This window comes from Defluviimonas salinarum (assembly GCF_026013545.1).
GTDB lineage: Bacteria > Pseudomonadota > Alphaproteobacteria > Rhodobacterales > Rhodobacteraceae > Albidovulum > Albidovulum salinarum.
This window is the reverse complement of the sequence record NZ_JAPDOG010000004.1, coordinates 188,537-206,054: the sequence shown is the minus strand read 5'-3', so window position 1 is coordinate 206,054 and position 17,518 is coordinate 188,537. Positions and strand designations below refer to the sequence as shown.

Annotated in this window: 19 protein-coding genes and 1 pseudogene; 15 read left to right on the top strand and 5 right to left on the bottom strand. The window is 67.6% G+C overall.

Going from position 1 to position 17,518, the window contains the following annotated elements; genetic code table 11:
* The 4 genes and pseudogenes from OM960_RS06545 to OM960_RS06530 all read right to left on the bottom strand — a co-directional run bounded on the left by OM960_RS06545 (position 1) and on the right by OM960_RS06530 (position 2,470).
* Positions 1-825: a class I SAM-dependent methyltransferase gene (locus OM960_RS06545; protein ID WP_263333114.1), complete on the bottom strand. Its 825-nt coding sequence runs from the start codon at positions 823-825 to the stop codon at positions 1-3.
* A 59-nt stretch (positions 826-884) separates the two neighbouring features.
* Positions 885-1,072, bottom strand: a pseudogene (locus OM960_RS25520) (TetR family transcriptional regulator C-terminal domain-containing protein); the annotation flags it as partial.
* A 197-nt stretch (positions 1,073-1,269) separates the two neighbouring features.
* Positions 1,270-1,659 (bottom strand): c-type cytochrome, encoded by a 390-nt coding sequence (locus OM960_RS06535; RefSeq protein WP_264771418.1) that lies wholly within the window; start codon positions 1,657-1,659, stop codon positions 1,270-1,272.
* A gap of 178 nt (positions 1,660-1,837) precedes the next feature.
* Positions 1,838-2,470, bottom strand: a complete 633-nt coding sequence (locus OM960_RS06530) for a TetR/AcrR family transcriptional regulator (protein WP_263333110.1) — start codon at positions 2,468-2,470, stop codon at positions 1,838-1,840.
* A 125-nt stretch (positions 2,471-2,595) separates the two neighbouring features.
* Between OM960_RS06530 and OM960_RS06525 the strand changes: the two genes are divergently transcribed.
* From OM960_RS06525 to OM960_RS06460, 14 genes are all read left to right on the top strand, one after another.
* Positions 2,596-3,846: a Zn-dependent hydrolase gene (locus OM960_RS06525; protein WP_264771417.1), complete on the top strand. Its 1,251-nt coding sequence runs from the start codon at positions 2,596-2,598 to the stop codon at positions 3,844-3,846.
* Between the two features lie 317 nt (positions 3,847-4,163).
* On the top strand, positions 4,164-5,618 hold the full coding sequence (gene hydA / locus OM960_RS06520) for a dihydropyrimidinase (RefSeq protein WP_264771416.1): 1,455 nt from the start codon (positions 4,164-4,166) through the stop codon (positions 5,616-5,618).
* Positions 5,618-6,124, top strand: a complete 507-nt coding sequence (locus OM960_RS06515; RefSeq protein ID WP_264771415.1) for a hypothetical protein — start codon at positions 5,618-5,620, stop codon at positions 6,122-6,124. The genes hydA and OM960_RS06515 overlap by 1 nt, the downstream gene beginning before the upstream one ends.
* A complete protein-coding gene (locus tag OM960_RS06510; protein ID WP_263333102.1) occupies positions 6,121-6,921 on the top strand; it encodes an ABC transporter ATP-binding protein in 801 nt (266 codons plus the stop codon). Before OM960_RS06515 ends, OM960_RS06510 begins: the two co-directional genes overlap by 4 nt.
* Before the next feature lie 156 nt (positions 6,922-7,077).
* The gene (locus tag OM960_RS06505) at positions 7,078-7,941 is read left to right on the top strand and encodes an ABC transporter permease (protein ID WP_263333100.1); all 864 of its coding nucleotides are present in this window, start codon (positions 7,078-7,080) and stop codon (positions 7,939-7,941) included.
* Complete coding sequence (locus tag OM960_RS06500; RefSeq protein ID WP_264771414.1) at positions 7,938-8,789, top strand: ABC transporter permease; 852 nt, start codon at positions 7,938-7,940, stop codon at positions 8,787-8,789. The genes OM960_RS06505 and OM960_RS06500 overlap by 4 nt, the downstream gene beginning before the upstream one ends.
* A gap of 19 nt (positions 8,790-8,808) precedes the next feature.
* A complete protein-coding gene (locus tag OM960_RS06495; protein ID WP_263333096.1) occupies positions 8,809-9,792 on the top strand; it encodes an ABC transporter substrate-binding protein in 984 nt (327 codons plus the stop codon).
* A gap of 187 nt (positions 9,793-9,979) precedes the next feature.
* Positions 9,980-10,150, top strand: a complete 171-nt coding sequence (locus tag OM960_RS06490; protein ID WP_263333094.1) for a hypothetical protein — start codon at positions 9,980-9,982, stop codon at positions 10,148-10,150.
* A gap of 86 nt (positions 10,151-10,236) precedes the next feature.
* The gene (locus OM960_RS06485) at positions 10,237-10,413 is read left to right on the top strand and encodes a hypothetical protein (RefSeq protein ID WP_264771413.1); all 177 of its coding nucleotides are present in this window, start codon (positions 10,237-10,239) and stop codon (positions 10,411-10,413) included.
* 99 nt (positions 10,414-10,512) lie between these two features.
* A complete protein-coding gene (locus tag OM960_RS06480) occupies positions 10,513-11,817 on the top strand; it encodes a short-chain fatty acyl-CoA regulator family protein (protein ID WP_263333090.1) in 1,305 nt (434 codons plus the stop codon).
* Between the two features lie 121 nt (positions 11,818-11,938).
* Positions 11,939-12,307: a response regulator transcription factor gene (locus OM960_RS06475; protein WP_264771412.1), complete on the top strand. Its 369-nt coding sequence runs from the start codon at positions 11,939-11,941 to the stop codon at positions 12,305-12,307.
* A gap of 34 nt (positions 12,308-12,341) precedes the next feature.
* Positions 12,342-12,623, top strand: coding sequence for a hypothetical protein (locus tag OM960_RS06470; protein ID WP_264771411.1), 282 nt, complete (start codon positions 12,342-12,344; stop codon positions 12,621-12,623).
* 2 nt (positions 12,624-12,625) lie between these two features.
* Complete coding sequence (locus OM960_RS06465) at positions 12,626-15,322, top strand: ATP-binding protein (RefSeq protein WP_264771477.1); 2,697 nt, start codon at positions 12,626-12,628, stop codon at positions 15,320-15,322.
* 85 nt (positions 15,323-15,407) lie between these two features.
* Complete coding sequence (locus OM960_RS06460; protein WP_264771410.1) at positions 15,408-16,379, top strand: FliM/FliN family flagellar motor C-terminal domain-containing protein; 972 nt, start codon at positions 15,408-15,410, stop codon at positions 16,377-16,379.
* A 70-nt stretch (positions 16,380-16,449) separates the two neighbouring features.
* Here the strand turns inward: OM960_RS06460 and OM960_RS06455 are convergent, their stop codons facing one another.
* Positions 16,450-16,875, bottom strand: coding sequence for a protein tyrosine phosphatase family protein (locus OM960_RS06455; RefSeq protein ID WP_263333082.1), 426 nt, complete (start codon positions 16,873-16,875; stop codon positions 16,450-16,452).
* Positions 16,876-17,127: 252 nt separating this feature from the next.
* Between OM960_RS06455 and OM960_RS06450 the strand changes: the two genes are divergently transcribed.
* Positions 17,128-17,451 (top strand): TraR/DksA family transcriptional regulator, encoded by a 324-nt coding sequence (locus tag OM960_RS06450; RefSeq protein ID WP_263333080.1) that lies wholly within the window; start codon positions 17,128-17,130, stop codon positions 17,449-17,451.
* Positions 17,452-17,518: the final 67 nt, after the last annotated feature.

Sequence of the window (17,518 nt, the reverse complement as noted above, 5' to 3'; positions counted from 1 at the left end):
TCAACCGACGGGCCGGGTCGCGTGGCACATCAGGTATTCGCGCCGTCCCTCCTGGAAGTCGCGGAAGATCCACGATCCCGGCGTCCCGGCCCAGAGCCGCACCGCCCGCCGCGTGCCCGGCGGGAAGCGGCGGTCGATCTCGACCGTCCGCCGGCCGGCGTCGTTTTCGAGCCCCCGGACAATGTTCGGGGTGATGTCGGCGATCCGGACCTCGGCGAAACCGGCCGCGGCCAGGCCGCTCCGGGTCTCGATCAGCGCCGCGCCGGGCGCCACCCGGGCGGGGGTGAAATCGGCATAGAGCAGGCTGCCGCCCGGCCTGAGCACCCGGTGCGCCTCGCGGAAGAACGCCTGCCGGTCGGGATAGCAATGCGCGCTTTCGACACTGAGCACGGCGTCGAATTCGCCGTCGCCGAAGGGCATGTCCATCGCGTCGCCATGCTGGAACAGAAGACCGTCGATCCCGTCATAGACGCGGCGGCAGAACTCGACCGCGCGCTCGGCAAGGTCGCAGCCGATCATCTGGCCGGTCCGGAGGTAGCGGTGGACATAGGCCGAACCGCCACCCCGGCCCGAGCCGATGTCGAGAACGCGCTTGCCGCTGAGGTCGATCTGGGTGGCGACGACATGGTAGAGCTGGGCGCAGAAGCGTTCGGCCTCGTCCTCCCGTTCCAGCCTGGGCGCCGGGGCGTCGGGATCGAAGGCGAAGCCGTAGTTCATGAACCTGAGGTCGGTCGCGTTCCTGAGATGCCAGCCGAGGCATTCGTAAAGGAGTTTGGCCCGCCGGCCGAAGAAATACCGAAATTCGCTCGGGCGCGTTACCGCCATACCACTGCTCCGATATGTCCGCCCCGCGCGTCAAGCATCGGCCGGGAGCGGCATCGAAGTCAATCGTGACGTCCCAGCCGGGCCCAGACCGCGCCGATCCCGCGCAGGATGATCGTCTTCACGCTTTCCTTGGCAGCCTTCCACTGGCGGTCGCTCAGGGGGGGGCGCCGTTCAGCGTCTCGATCTGGTGGCCGAAGTCGGCGTAATGCTGGGTCGTGGCCCAGGGCATGTAGACAAGATGGCGGGGCCAGCGGATGCCATTTTGCCCCGTTCGGTTCAGCGCTGAGTCAGTTCAGCGTGGCTTGCACTGTGGTCGCGCAGGTGCGGTAAGCTTTGGCCCTATCGCCGGAATAGGGCGAAATCCCGTTTGACTTCTTTAGATGAATTAGGATGGCAGACGCTTGACTGTGAAGGATTGGGAATACCCCGCCCCGTACTGGCAAACTACGGCAGCGGGACGGGATCGTCACTCAAGGTGCGCAAGTAGGCGATCAGATTGGCGCGATCCGTTTCGTCGGGCGCGCCCCGGGAATCCATTCTTGTGCCGGGCGTCGTGATCGCTGGACCAGAGAGAAAGGTATTCAGGTCCTCGTAAGTCCAATTGCCCTCCAGACCCAACAAAGTCTTGGAGTAACCGTTCGGGAAGGGACGGGAAGCCTTGTCCCGACCGACCACATTCGACAGATTCGGACCCGTTGAGTCGCCAAGCTCCGGTTCGAAAAGATGGCACCCGGTACAATTCTTTTCGAAGTAAATCGCACCCTGATCGGCGTCGGCGGTGCCAAGCCTGTCGGAAATCGGCGCGGGTATCGGCAAAATGACGTCCTGGCTCATGAGATAGTCCGCCACCTCGTCAGATAGTGCCCCGCGGCGTGGTGTAGGAGCGCCGACCCTCGGAGAGGTCAGGGCTTGATTAGGCGCCCACTGCGGGCAGCCTGACGGTCGGATTGTCGGTGACGCGTGCGAGCGATTCAAGGCTCATGTAGCGCCGCGCGCGCCCCGCGCTGCATGCTCAGATCGCCCCGATACCGCGCAGGATTATCGTCTTGACGCTGTCCTTCGCGGCCTTCCACTGCCGGTCCGTCAGCGGCTTGCCGCCGTTCAGCGTCTCGATCTGGTGACCGAAATCAGCATAGTGCTGGGTCGTGGCCCAGAGCATGTAAAGGAGGTGCCTCGGGTCGACAGGCGCCATCTTGCCTTCGTCGATCCAGCGCTGGATGAGGTCCGCGCGACCCTTCGTCCACTCCCTGAGCGTTGTCTCGAGATAATCCTGGATCACCGGCGCGCCATGCATCACTTCCGACGCCCAGACCTTCGAGCCGAACGGGTGGCGGCGTGAGATCTCCATCTTCGCGTCGATATAGGCGCCGATCGCCTCGACCGGGCCGGGGGCGTTGTCGAAACTGTCCGCCGCATGCAGCCAGATCTCGAAAATCTGTTGCACCACCTTGCGATAGAGTTCTTCCTTGGTGGCGAAGTAATAGTGCAGGTTGGCCTTCGGCAGCCCAGCCATGTCGGCAATGAGCTGCATCGTCGCGCCGCCGAACCCTGCCTCGGCAAAGACCTTCTCGGCCGCCGCCAGAATCCGCGCCTCGTTCTCCCGCCGCGTGGCGTCGCGCTTCGACATGCGTTCGTTTGCGGCCATGCTCCTCAAGATTTTCGTTGACCGGTTGGTCAGGTTGTGGTGCTCTCAACCTTGACCATACGGTCAGAAAGAGAGTCGCCGCAAGGGGCATCAAGAACCCGGGGGCGACCGACAGGAGGAGAGAGATGTCCGCACCCGGAGAGAACCTCAGGATTGACCCCGCACGCCTTTGGGACTCGATCATGGAGATGGCGAAGATCGGCCCGGGCGTTGCGGGCGGCAACAACCGCCAGACGCTGACCGATGCCGACAGCGAGGGGCGGAAACTCTTCCAGTCCTGGTGCGAGGCCGCCGGCATGACGATGGGCGTCGACCAGATGGGCACGATGTTCGCGCTCCGCGAAGGCGAGGACCCGGACGCGCTGCCGGTCTACATGGGCTCGCATCTCGACACCCAGCCGACCGGGGGCAAGTATGACGGGGTGCTGGGGGTGCTCGGGGCGCTCGAATGCGTCCGCACGATGAACGACCTCGGGATCAAGACGAAGCACCCGATCGTGGTGGTGAACTGGACCAACGAGGAGGGGACGCGCTTTGCCCCGGCGATGCTCGCCTCCGGGGTCTTCGCGGGCAAGCATGAATTGCAGTGGGCCTATGACCGCGAGGACCATGACGGCAAGACATTCGGCGACGAACTGAAGCGTATCGGCTGGGTCGGTGAGGAAAAGGTTGGTGACCGCCAGATGCACGCGCTCTTCGAGCTGCATATCGAACAGGGCCCGATTTTGGAGGCCGAGGGCAAGGATATCGGCGTTGTTACCCACGGGCAGGGGCTCAGATGGATTGAATGCACCGTGACCGGGAAGGAGAGCCATACCGGCTCCACGCCGATGCACATGCGCAAGAATGCGGGCCGGGGATTGGCGCTGGTGACCGAGCTCGTCCACGAGATCGCGATGAAGAACCAGCCGAACGCCGTGGGCGCCATCGGCCATATCGACGTCTACCCGAACTCGCGCAACATCATCCCGGGCCGCGTCGTCTTCACGGTGGATATGCGGACCCATATCCTTCCCAAGCTCAACGCGATGGTCGCGGAGTTCATGGAACGCGCGCCGAAGCTCTGCGAGGAGATCGGGGTCGGATTCGAGGCGAAGATCGTCGGCCAGTTCGACCCGCCCGCCTTCAACGAGACCTGCGTGAAGGCCGTGCGGTCGGCGGCCGAACGGCTCGGCTACAGCCACATGGACATCGTCTCGGGCGCCGGCCACGACGCCTGCTGGATCAACGATGTCGCGCCGACCGCGATGATCATGTGCCCCTGTGTGGACGGGCTTTCCCACAACGAGGCCGAGGAGATCAGCCCGGAATGGGCGGCGGTAGGCACGGATGTGCTGTTGCACGCGGTGCTGGAGACGGCGGAGGTCGTGGGGTGAGTCGGCGCTACATACCCAGATTTCGGCTTGTCGCCGAGCCAGACGAGCCGGCCGCGGGGGGAATAGGGTACAAATGGGCGGGCCGTGAGATCGGAAAGCGGCATCAGCTCGGAGGCGATCCCGCCGCGATACAAGACGAAGTATGGCCGATTTGCCGGGGCTGTCGCGACGAGATGACGTTCTTCGGTCAGTTGGACGCCCCAGGAGACGAATTTGACTTAGCGGACTGCGGCTTGATTCAAGTGTTCGTATGCTACGGCTGCTTTGAGACGCACTCTCGGTTGGTCAGTTACTGAAGGAATGCGGGAGGCAAGATCATGACCACAGTCATCAAGAACGGCACCATCGTCACCGCCGATTTGACCTACAAGGCCGACGTGCTGGTCGAGGGCGGGAAGATCGCCCAGATCGGAGAGGGCCTCAAGGGCGACACGGTGCTCGACGCCACCGGCTGCTATGTCATGCCGGGGGGGATCGATCCGCATACGCATCTGGAGATGCCCTTCATGGGCACTTATTCCACCGACGATTTCGAGAGCGGCACCCGAGCGGCGCTCGCGGGCGGCACGACGATGGTCGTCGACTTCGTGCTGCCGTCGCCGGGGCAGGGGCTCCTTGATGCCAAGCAGATGTGGCACAACAAGTCGGGCCGGGCGAATTGCGACTATTCCTACCACATGGCGGTGACCTGGTGGGGCGAGCAGGTCTTCAACGAGATGAAGGGCGTGATCGAGAAGGAGGGCATCACCACCTTCAAGCACTTCATGGCCTACAAGGGCGCCTTGATGGTCAATGACGACGAGATGTATGCCTCGTTCAAACGGCTGGCGGAGCTTGGCGGCATCGCGCTGGTGCACGCCGAGAACGGCGACGTCGTGGCGGAGTTGCAGCGCAAGCTGATGGAGGAGGGCAATACCGGGCCCGAAGCGCATGCCTATTCGCGCCCGCCTCAGGTGGAGGGCGAGGCCACCAACCGCGCGATCATGATCGCCGACATGGCCGGGGTACCGCTTTACGTCGTGCATACCTCCTGCGAGGAGGCGCATGAGGCGATCCGGCGGGCGCGGATGCAGGGCAAGCGCGTCTGGGGCGAGCCGCTGATCCAGCACCTGACGCTCGACGAGAGCGAGTATTTCAACAAGGACTGGGACCATGCCGCCCGCCGGGTGATGTCGCCGCCGTTCCGCAACCAGAAACACCAGGACAGCCTCTGGGCGGGGCTCATGTCGGGTTCGCTCTCGGTGGTGGCGACCGACCACTGCGCCTTCACGACCGAGCAGAAGCGCTTCGGGGTGGGCGACTTCACCAAGATCCCGAACGGGACCGGGGGGCTCGAGGACCGGATGCCGATGCTCTGGACGCACGGCGTGAACACCGGGCGGCTGACGCCGAACGAGTTCGTTGCGGTTACCTCAACGAACATCGCCAAGATATTGAATTGCTATCCGAAAAAGGGCGCGATCCTTGTCGGGGCCGATGCCGATATCGTGGTCTGGGATCCGGAGCGGACGAAGACGATCAGCGCCAAGTCACAGCAATCGGCCATCGACTACAACGTCTTCGAGGGCCATGAAGTCAAGGGCTTGCCGCGCTACACGCTGACCCGCGGCATGGTCGCGGTGAACGACGGCAAGGTCGAGACCCGCGAGGGCCACGGCGAGTTCGTCCGCCGCGAGGCCGGCAACCCGGTCAACAAGGCGCTGTCGAGCTGGAAGGAGCTGACGAGCCCGCGTCCGGTGAAGCGGACCGGCATTCCGGCGAGCGGGGTGTGATGAAGGCTTTCCGCATGCGCTGGGGGCTTGACGCGCGCTTGGTGTGGCTGGTGTTCGCTTCGGTGTTCTTTTCCATTCTGGGCTACAGCGTGTGCGTTGTTTTGATAACTGTTTGGCAAAGTCCCGGGGAGATCGGGCGTGTATTCCTGTTTCTTCCCTGGGCAGTCTTTGGTTGGGGGCCGCTGATTGTCGTTTTCATTGGTCTCAAGGCGACCTACGCCTTTCCCATCGCGGTCGCATTCTGGAGCGCATGCTTCCGTTTCGCGACGGCGCGCGGCCTGTCGCGGCGCAGGGCGGCCCAGATCGCGGCGGCAGCCACGGGTTTTGGCTTCTGGGCTGCTTTTTTCGCCGCCGATTGGGCCGATGCCGGGGCATTTGATTCTTGGAAGCGCAGTATCCCGGCATTCGCCGCAGTCGGGTCTGTTTCCGCCTTGGCCAGCGCGTTGGCGGCGACCATGATCTATCGCTCCGAACCGGAAGCTGACGTGAGGCGGATGTGCGCATGAAAGATACCACGACAACCGCCGGAACCGTGATCGAGGCGCGGGGGCTGGGGCTGACCTTCCAGACCAGCGACGGTCCGGTCCATGCGCTGAAGGATGTCAATCTGACGGTCGATAAGGGCGATTTCGTTTCCTTCATCGGGCCCTCGGGTTGCGGCAAGACCACCTTCCTCAGGGCCATCGCCGCGCTGGAGCATCCGACGGAAGGGACGCTCACCGTCAACGGCATGGAGCCGGATGCGGCGCGGCAGGCGCGGGCCTATGGCTATGTGTTCCAGGCGGCGGGGCTTTATCCCTGGCGGACGATCGCGGGCAACATCAAGCTTCCCCTTGAGATCATGGGGTTTTCGAAGGCGGAGCAGAAGGAGCGGGTGGAGAAGGTGCTCGCGCTGGTTGACCTTGAGGGCTTCGGCAAGAAGTTCCCCTGGCAGCTCTCGGGGGGCATGCAGCAGCGCGCCTCGATCGCGCGGGCGCTGGCATTCGATGCCGATATCCTTCTCATGGACGAACCCTTCGGGGCGCTCGACGAGATCGTGCGGGACCGGCTCAACGAGGAGCTTTTGAAGCTCTGGGCGCGCACCGAGAAGACCATCGGTTTCGTCACCCATTCGATCCCGGAGGCGGTCTATCTTTCCACCAAGATCGTGGTGATGAGCCCCCGTCCGGGGCGGATCACCGATGTGATCGAGTCGACCCTGCCGAGGCAGCGGCCGCTCGACATCCGCGATTCGCGGGAGTTCATCGAGATCGCCCACCGGGTGCGGGAAGGCTTGAGGGCGGGGCATGGCGATGAGGTCTGACTGCGGTCGGCGAAGTGTCGGCAAGGTGTATGGCACGTCTTCGGCCGGCGTAGGGACGGTCTTGACCGTGGACGGGGGGCTGTCTGCCCCCCGGTCCCGGACGGGGCCCGGGACTCCCCCCGAGGATATTTTCGAAAAGAAGAGGAGGCGGGGGGCATGAGGTCGGTTCTGCCCATCCTCGCCGTGCTCGGGGCCATCGTCGCGCTCTGGTACGCGGCGACGGTCTGGCTCAACAGTCAGTGGACCTACGACCAAGCGGCGCGGGCCGGGGTCGAGGTGAGTTTCGGCGAGGTCGTGGCCGACACGCTGAACCAGGACCGGCCGGTCCTGCCGGCGCCGCACCAGGTGGCCGAGGGGCTCTGGGACGGGCTCGCGGGGCAGAAGGTCACCTCGAAGCGGAGCCTCGTCTACCACGGCTGGGTGACGCTCTCGGCGACGCTCGTCGGCTTCGCGATCGGCACCGGGCTCGGGATCCTGCTCGCGGTCGGGATCGTCCACAACCGGGCGATGGACATGAGCGTCATGCCCTGGGCGATCGCGAGCCAGACGATCCCGATCCTCGCCATCGCGCCGATGGTGATCGTGGTCTTCGCCTCGGTCGGGCTCACCGGGCTCATTCCGAAGGCGATCATCTCGGCCTATCTGTCGTTCTTCCCGGTCGTGGTCGGCATGGTGAAGGGGCTGCGCTCGCCCGACGCGATGCAGCTCGATCTTCTGAAGACCTACAATGCGGGGGGCTGGGACACGCTCCGGAAGCTCCGGCTGCCCGCCTCGATGCCCTATCTCTTCGCCTCGCTCAAGGTCTCGGTCGCGGCTTCGCTCGTCGGCGCGATCGTCGGGGAACTGCCGGCGGGGGCCACCTCGGGCCTCGGCGCGCGGCTCCTGTCGGGGAGCTATTACGGCCAGACGATCCAGATCTGGGCGGCCTTGTTCGCGGCGGCGATCCTTGCCGCGGGGCTGGTAATGATCATCGGCGGGATCGAGCGCGGCACCCTGCGGCGGATGGGGATGGCGCGATGAGCTGGCTCTGGGGGGCGATCCTGTTCTGGCTCGGGGCCTGGGCGCTGAATGCCCGGCTCGCGGGCTCCCGGTTCGCGGGGCGAAAGGTGGTGCGGTTCTTCGTGCCGGCGCTCTTCGGGGTGACGCTGCTCGTCCTCTGGGAGGGGATCGTGCGCGGGCTCGGGGTGCCGGGCGTGATCCTGCCGCCGCCCTCCGCGATCTGGGAGACCATCACCGGGGCGGTGCCGGTTCTCTGGGGCGATTTCGTGCAGACCATCGTCAAGGGCGCCCTGTCGGGTTATGTCATCGGTTGCGGCGCGGCCTTCCTGACCGCGGTGGCAATCGACCGCTCGCCCTTCCTGCAGCGGGGCCTGTTGCCGGTGGGCAATTTCGTCGCCGCCCTGCCGATCGTCGGCATCGCGCCGATCCTCGTCATGTGGTTCGGTTTCGACTGGCAGTCGAAGGCCGCCGTCGTCGTCGTGATGGTGTTCTTCCCGGTGCTCGTGAACACCGTCGCGGGGCTGGCTGCGACCGAGCGGATGCAGCGCGACCTGATGGCGACCTATTCGGCCTCCTACTGGCAGACGCTTTTCAAGCTGCGCCTTCCTGCGGCGATGCCCTTCGTTTTCAACGGGTTGAAAATCGCCACGACTCTTGCGCTGATCGGCGCTATCGTGGCCGAGTTCTTCGGATCGCCGATCCGCGGCATGGGGTTCCGGATCTCGACCGAGGTCGGGCGGCTCGCGCTCGACATGGTCTGGGCCGAGATCGCGGTGGCCGCGGTGGCCGGGTCGGCATTCTACGGGTTGGTGGCGGCGACCGAGAAGGCCGTCACCTTCTGGCATCCCTCGCAAAGGGGGCGGAAATGACAACAGGGAGGTTGGACAGATGAAGAAGATCTTGACCGCGGCGATGATCGCGGGGTTCGGGGGCGGCGCGGCGCAGGCGGCCGACGACCTGACCCTGCAGCTGAAGTGGGTGACCCAGGCTCAGTTCGCGGGCTATTACGTCGCGCTCGAGAACGGGTTCTACGAGGAGGAGGGCCTCAACGTCACGATCAAGCCGGGCGGGCCCGACATCGCGCCGACCCAGGTGATCGCGGGCGGCGGTGCCGATGTGACGGTCGAATGGATGCCGGCCGCGCTCGCCGCGCGCGAGAAGGGGCTGCCGCTCGTCAACATCGCGCAGCCGTTCAAGTCCTCGGGCATGATGCTGACCTGCCTCAAGGAGAGCGGGATCGCGAGCCCGGACGACTTCAAGGGCCATACGCTCGGCGTCTGGTTCTTCGGCAACGAGTATCCGTTCCTGAGCTGGATGAGCCAGCTCGGCATCCCGACCACGGGTGGCGCGGACGGGGTCGAGGTGCTGAAGCAGGGCTTCAACGTCGATCCCTTGCTGCAAAAGCAGGCCTCCTGCATCTCGACCATGACCTACAACGAGTACTGGCAGGTCATCGATGCCGGGATCGGCGAGGGTGACCTCGTGACCTTCAAGTACGAGGATCAGGGCGTGGCGACGCTGGAGGACGGGCTCTATGTGCTTGAGGACAAGCTTGCGGACCCGGCCTTCGAGGACAAGCTCGTGCGGTTCGTCCGGGCCTCGATGAAGGGCTGGAAATGGGCCGAGGAGAATCCCGATGACGCGGCGATGATCGTCCTCGACAACGACGAGACCGGGGCGCAGACCGAGGCGCATCAGAAGCGGATGATGGGCGAGATCGCCAAGCTCACCGCGGGGTCGAACGGGGCCCTGGACGAGGCCGATTACGAGCGGACGGTGGCGACGCTGCTGGGCGGCGGCTCGGATCCGGTGATCTCGAAGGCGCCGGAAGGGGCCTGGACCCACCAGATCACCGACAAGGCGCTGCAGTAGCCTTTCGCCCGAACCGGAACAGATGGCGCGCGGGGCTCTGCCCCGCGCGTTCTTTTTCTCCGGTTGATCGCCGTCAGGGCCCGGGCGCGGCAGAACTGGCAAGGTTCTGGCGCAACGGCGTGGTGTCGGGCCGGAGTCCGGGACGGAGAGCCGGTCCGGCGGTTGGGAGCGAACGAAAGGAGTGAACATGGCGTTGATCCTGGCGAGACTGGCGGGCGGCCTGCGCCTCGGGGTTCTGGCTTGTGCGATGATCGGCGGCCTTGCGGCCTGCGAACCGCAGCAACAGGCGATCGGGCAATGCGAGGAGGGCGTGGCGGACATCTCCCGCGTGGCCGATGTCGCGCCTGTGGGCTGCTGAGGCCGGCGGGCGGTGCCTTTTCGCTTGCCCTCGCCGCCGGTTCGCGGTCTATCTCGGACGAACCGGAAACGAGGGACGCGGCGGCGATGACGAAAGCGACGGAGCAAGGGCGGGGCATGCGGGCGGCCGGATATGCCGCCATCGGACTGAGCCTGATCGCGGCGCTGTCGGCCTGTTCGCGCGACAAGACGCCGCTCACTGCCTGCGCGGGCGGCAAGCCGGTGGTGGAGCGCACGCTCGACGTCGCGCCGCCGAATTGCTGATGCGCTGAAAAGCGGCGCGCAACGCTATCAACTCATTCGGGAAAGCTGTAAACTCGCAGCGCGGGGCCGGAGCGGCGTCGCGGCCGCGGCGGGGAGCGCATGGCACGATCGGCACTGACCGGGACGAGGGTGCGGGAACGGCGCCTGCTGATCGGCATGAAGCAGGCCGATCTGGCGCGGGCGGTCGGCATCTCGCCGGCCTATCTCAACCTCATCGAGCATAACCGGCGCCGGGTGGGTGCGGAGTTGCTCGCCGGGCTCGCCGATGCGCTCGGGGTCGAGGAGGCGGCGCTGGCCGAGGGCGCCGAGAGCGCGCTCTTCGAGGGGCTGCGCGAGGCGGCGGCCGGCATGGCGGGCGGCGAGGCCACGCCGGAGGTCGCGCGGATCGAGGAATTCGTCGGACGTTTCCCCGGCTGGGCCGCGCTTCTGGCGGCGGTGCAGGCGCGGATCGGTACGCTTGAGCGCACGGTCGAGGCGCTCAACGAGCGCATGGCGCACGACCCGTTCCTCTTCGCCTCGCTGCACGAGGTGGTCTCGGCGGTGACCTCGCTGCGCTCGACCGCGGCGATCCTGGCCGAGACCGAGGAGATCGACCCCGCGTGGCGGGCGCGCTTCCACCGGAACGTCTACGAGGACAGCGTTCGTCTGAGCGAGGCGGCGGCCGCGCTCGTGGCCTATCTCGATGCGACGAAGGAGAGCGAGACCGGGCTTTCCTCGCCGCAGGAGGAGGTCGAGGCCTGGCTCGCGAAGTCGGCCTATCACCTCGCGGCGCTGGAACGCGCCCATCCGCCGCAGGCCGACACGCTCATCGCCGGGGTGCCGGAACTGGCGAGCGGGGCGGCGCGCAAGCTCGCGCTCGCCCATATCGCGCGCTATCGCACGGACGCGGTGGCGCTGCCGCTCGACGGGTTCCGGCGGGCGCTGGCCGAGGTGGGGCCGGATCCGGCGGCGCTGGCGCAGGCGACGGGGGCGGGGCTCGCGCAGGTGTTCCGGCGGCTCGCGGCGCTGCCCGAGGGTGAGGGGCCGCCGGTCGGGCTTGTCGCCTGTGACGCCTCGGGGACGCTGACCTTCCGCAGGCCCGCGCCGGGATTCGCGCTGCCGCGCCACGGGGCGGCCTGTCCCCTGTGGCCGCTCTACGAGGCGCTCGCGCGGCCGATGGTGCCGATCCGCGCCGCGGTCGAGATGGCGGGGCGGGTGCCGCAGCGATTCCTGACCTACGCGTTCAGCGAGCCGCGCCATCCCGGCGGCTTCGACGGGCCGCAGGTGGTCGAGGCGCAGATGCTCATCCTGCCGGCACCCGAGGAACGCGGCGGCGAGCGGTCGATCGGCCCCTCCTGCCGTATCTGCCCGCGCGGCGGCTGTGTGGCGCGGCGCGAGCCCTCGATTCTTGCCGAGGAGGGCTGAGGTGCGGCCGGAGCGGCGGCTCCAGCGGTTCGCCATGATGCGCGACTTGGTTTTGACAGCCGCCGGGAACTTCGGTGATAGTCGGATCGGGATGGCGCGACGCGGGGAGGTCAGGCGGCACATGGGCAGACGGGTCCTGCTGATCGAGGATGAGCCGCATATCGCCGAGGCGATCCGGTTCCTGCTCGCCCGCGACGGCTGGTCGGTGGCGAGCCACGGCGAGGGCACCGGCGCGATGGAGGCGATCCGGCGCGAGACGCCGGATGTGCTCGTGCTCGACATGATCCTGCCGGGCCGCTCGGGCTACGAGATCCTCGGCGACCTGCGCGCCGATCCCGCGCTCGCGGGCCTGCCGGTGCTGGTGCTGAGCGCACGCGGTCAGGCCGAGGACCGCGCGGCGGCGACCGAGGCCGGCGCCTCGCGCTTCATGGCCAAGCCCTTCGTCAATTCCGAGATCGTCGCGACCCTGCGGCAGATGGCGGGCGGATGAGCAGGCGCGCGGCGAGATCCGGCGCGGAGGGCGCATGAAACGGCCGCGCCCGCCCCGATTCCTCGCCCGGCGAAGCTACCGGCGGCGCCGGCTCATCGATGCCGCGCGGATTCTGCCAGTTCTCGGCTTCATCCTCGTCATTGTGCCGATCCTCTGGCGCCCCGGCGCGACGGCAGCGCCAGACACCGCGTTCGGCGGTCTCTACCTCTTCGCGGTCTGGTTCGGGCTGATCGGCGCGGCCTTCCTCGTCGCCCGGATCCTCGCGCGCGGCGAGCCGGGCGCCGGCGAGGCCGAGGCGGATGAGGAGACGCGCTGATGGTGCCGTTCAACATCCTCGTCGCGGTCTGCCTCGTCTATGTGTGCCTGCTGTTCCTCGTGGCCTTCGTGGCCGAGCGGCGCGCCGAGCGCGGCAAGGCGGGGTTCCTGCGCTCGCCCCTCGTCTACACTCTGTCGCTGTCGATCTACTGCACCGCATGGACCTTCTACGGCGCGGTCGGCTACGCGGCGCGCTCGGGGCTCGAGTTCCTGACGATCTACCTTGGGCCGACGCTGGTGCTGGTCGGCTGGTGGCTCCTCCTGCGCAAGCTCGTCCGGATCGGCCAGAGCCAGCGCGTGACCTCGATCGCCGACCTGATCTCGTCGCGCTACGGCAAGTCGAATCTCCTCGGCGTCATCGTCACGGTGATCTGCGTCGTCGCGGCGACGCCCTATATCGCGCTGCAGCTGCAGTCGGTGACGCTGTCGTTCGGGGTCTTCGCCTCGGGCACGCCGGAGGGCTGGGCGCTGCCGAACCAGAGCGCGACCGCGCTCTGGGTGGCGGCCGGGCTCGCGCTCTTCACCATCCTCTTCGGCACCCGCAACCTCGACGCCAACGAGCGCCATCACGGCGTGGTCATGGCGATCGCGCTCGAGGCGGTGGTCAAGCTCGTGGCGCTGCTGGCGGTCGGCATCTTCGTGGTCTGGGGCGTGGCCGGCGGCTGGACCGATGTCGCCGCGCGCATCGACGCCTCGCCGATCGGTGACTGGCCGCTGGTGCCCGGTCGCTGGATCGGGCTGACCCTGGTCTCGGCCGCCGCCATCGTCACCCTGCCGCGCATGTTCCAGGTCATGGTCGTGGAAAACTCCGACGAGCGCCACCTCGCGACCGCCTCCTGGGCCTTCCCGCTCTATCTCATGCTTATGAGCCTCTTCGTCGTGCCGATCGCGGTCGTCGGGCTTTCGGTCCTGCCCGAGGGCGCCAATCCCGACCTCTTCGTGCTGACGCTGCCCTTGGCCGAAGGCCAGGGCAAGCTCGCGATGCTCGCCTTCCTCGGCGGCTTCTCCTCGGCGACCTCGATGGTGATCGTGGCCGCGATCGCGCTCGCGACGATGGTGTCGAACCATGTCGTGGCGCCGCTGTGGCTGTCCTTGCGCGCCGGCGGCGCCAAGGCGCCGGGCGATGTGCGCGGGCTGATCCTGATGTCGCGGCGGGTCTCGATCGCGGCGATCCTGGCACTAGGCTACATCTATTACAGCCTCTCGGGCGGTTCGGCCGCGCTCGCCGCGATCGGGCTCATCGCCTTCGTCGGCGTGGCGCAGATCCTGCCGGCGATGCTCGGGGGCCTCTTCTGGCGCGGCGCTACCCGGATCGGCGCGGCGCTCGGGCTGGCCACCGGCTTCCTCGTCTGGCTTTACACGCTCTACCTGCCGTCGTTCGGCGCGGGCGGGCTCCTTTCGACGGCGATCCTCGCCGAGGGGCCCTGGGGAATCGGCTGGCTCCGGCCGCAGGCGCTGTTCGGAGCCTATGGGCTCGATCCGCTGATGCACGCGGTCTTCTGGTCGCTCGCGCTCAACACCTTCGCCTTCGTCGCGGGCTCGCTCGTGACCTTCCCGAGCCCGGTCGAGCGGATGCAGGGGCTCGCATTCGTCAACGCCTTCGACCACGATCCCGGCGCCCACGGCTGGTCGCGCGGCGGCGCCGAGGCCGAGGATCTCCTGACGATGGCGCAGGGCATCCTCGGCGCCGAGGAGGCGCAGGAGTTTTTCCGGACCTGCGCCGAGGCCCAGGGCAAGGCCGGCTTCCTGCCCGACACCACGCCCGACTTCATCGACCGGCTCGAACGCCGGCTTTCGGGCGCGGTCGGGGCGGCGACGGCGCATGCGATGGTCGCGCAGTTCGCGGAAGGTGCGGCGGTCTCGGCGCAGGATCTGCTGGCGGTCGCTTCCGAGGCGCAGCAGATCCTCGAATACTCGACCCAGCTCGAAGCCAAGTCCGAGGAGCTGGAGCGGACCGCCCGTCAACTGCGGGAGGCCAACGACAAGCTCAAGGATCTCTCGGTGCAGAAGGACGCGTTCCTGAGCCAGATCAGCCATGAACTCAGGACGCCGATGACCTCGATCCGGGCCTTTTCGGAGATCCTCAAGGATCCGGAACTGCCGGACGAGATGCAGAAGCAATATGCCGGCGTCATCCATGACGAGACGATCCGGCTGACGCGGCTGCTCGACGATCTTCTCGACCTCTCGGTGCTGGAGAACCGCAAGGTCAAGCTCGACGTCAAGGTGGCGAACCTGCACGACCTGATCTCGAAGGCGGTGCGTTCGGCCTCGAACACCCGGCCGGAGCGGAGTTTCGTGATCCACCGCGACCAGCCGGCCGAGCATATCCCGGTGATCACCGACACCGACCGGCTGGTGCAGGTCTTCATCAACCTCGTCTCGAACGCGCGCAAGTATTGCGACGCCGAGCGGCCGGAGCTGACGATCAACGCGCGCCGCAGGGGCAACCGGATCATCGTCGACTTCATCGACAACGGCTCGGGCATCCCCAAGGCCTCGCAGCGGCTGATCTTCGAGAAATTCGCGCGGCTGACCGATACCGCGCGGGCGGGCGGCGCCGGGCTCGGCCTCGCGATCTGCCGCGAGATCATGGCCAATCTCGGCGGCACCATCGCCTACCTGCCCGGCCAGGGCGGCGCGGCGTTCCGGGTCTCGCTGCCGGCCAAGCCCGAGATCAGGGCGCAGGAAGCCGCCTGAACCGGCGCCGGTCAACACTTTGGTAACGCTGGTCTGCGACGCTGGCCCGTGAAGGCCCGTGGCCCATCGCGGCGGGAACGGAGGCATGAGCGAGCACGCGCCAGAGTCAGTCTTGAAGCGGAAGGCCGGGGCGGGCAGGGCGGCCGCCGGCGATCCCGCGCCCACGCCCGCGCGGCTTTTCGGTCAGGCCTTCGCCAAGGCGGCGCAGGAGATGCTGAAGCTGGCGGTGGCGGTCGATGACGCTACCGAGACCCGGGTGTCGGCGGCGGAGATACCGGAGCTGTTGCCGGACCGGGCGCTCCTTGCCGTGATCGAGGGGCCGGGCGAGGGGCTCGGGCTCGCCGTGCTGTCGGCCGAAACGCTGGCGAGCTTGATCGAGATCCAGACCACCGGGCGGATCGGCGGTGCGGACGTTGCTGCGCGGCGGCCGACGCGCACCGATGCGGCGATGTCGGCGCGGTTTCTCGACCGGGTCCTCGGCACCGCCGAGACGCTCCTCGCGTCCGATCCGGCGCTGACCTGGGCCGGAGGCTTCCGCTATGCCTCGTTTCTCGAAGACCCGCGCCCGCTCGCGCTCATCCTCGAGGAGCCGGCCTACCGCGTGATCGCGCTCGCGCTGCGGTTCGGTGCCGAGGCCGCGCGGCAGGGAACGCTCCTCATCGCCCTGCCGGCCGCGGGGCGTGGAGCGGCCCCGGCCCCGCGGGGCGGGACCGGTCCGGAATCGGCGAAGGATGCGGCGGCGGCCCGGGTCTGGAGCGACCGGATCGAGGCCGCGGTGATGGGCGCGGGCGCCGATCTCGAGGCGGTGCTCGACCGTGTCAGGCTGCCGCTGGCCGAGGTGCTGGCGCTGAAGCCGGGGGCGATGCTGACGCTCTCGAAGGGCGTGCTGTCAAGGCTCCGCGTGGAAGGCCGGGGGCGGCGCCTCATCGGATACGGGCGTCTCGGGCAATGCCAGGGCAGCTACGCGGTCCGGCTTCTCGTCGGCATCGAAGAGCCCGAAACCGGTGCCGCCCTGCCGGAACCGGCGGAGCCGGGTCCGGCAGCGGGACAGGCCTGAACGCGCGGCCCGCGGGAGCGCGCGACGCCGGCCTAGGGCCGGGATTCCGGCCGGGCTTGCGGCGAGGCGTTCAGCGCGCGGCCAGAGCGTCGATATGGGGGCGGAACGGTTCGAGATTGTAGCCCCAGCGCGCGGCGGTCTCAATCAGCTCGGCGGTCGGGCGCAGGCCGGCCTGGCTCAACGCCCAGACGATCGAGGAGCGGTTGCCGGAGGCGCAATAGGCGAGGACCGGCCCCGTCGCCGCGGCGATCGCCTCGCGCTGCGCGGTCACGTTCTCGGTCGTGATCGCGCCGCCTATCACCGGATTGGCGACGAAGCCGAGGCCCGCCGCCTCCACCACGAGCCGCAACCGGTCGGTGTGCAGATCGGCCGGGATCTCGCCATCCGGCCGGTTGTCGATCACCAGCGCGAAGCCGGCCGCGCGGATCGCCGCCACATCCTCGGGTGCGATCTGCGGCGAGACGGCGTAGTCGGGGGTCAGGTGGCGGATCTCCATGATCTCTCCTAAGGCGGGGCGCGCCGGACAGTGCCGGACGGGATGCGGGGCGCGGCGAACATACCGGCCAACCGCGCCGGACGGAAGAGCCGACGGTGGTCCGGCGCGTGCCGCCGCTCCGGGCGGTGAAAACCCGGCCGAATTGGCAAAAAGTGAACAATCCGGGGTTGAGACGGCAGGATTGACTTGCATCAAGGCCGGCGGATGCCCAGCCTTAATATGTAGGAAAGGTGACCGGTAGAGGAGACCCATATGAAATCCGTCGCCCAACGCAAGGCCGAGCTTGAAGCCCGCCGCAACGACCTGCAGGCCCGCATTGCCGAGATCGGCGCCGAGTTCGACAGCCATGAGGCCAAGGATTGGGAAGAGATGGCGACGGAGCGCGAGGCCGACGAGGTGCTCGAGGATCTCGGCCAGTCGGCCCGCCAGGAGCTGCGCATGATCGAGGCCGCGCTTGGCCGGGTCGAGGAGGACGAATACGGCTTTTGCGTGCAATGCGGCAACCAGATTGCCGAGGAGCGGCTCGACCTCATCCCCGCCACGCCATTCTGCCGCAACTGCGCGCCACGCAAATGACGCCTCGTGGATAGCCGGTTGTTGCCAAGCCGCGTCTGAGCCGTAGAGTGGTCGAGAGAACCGCTTC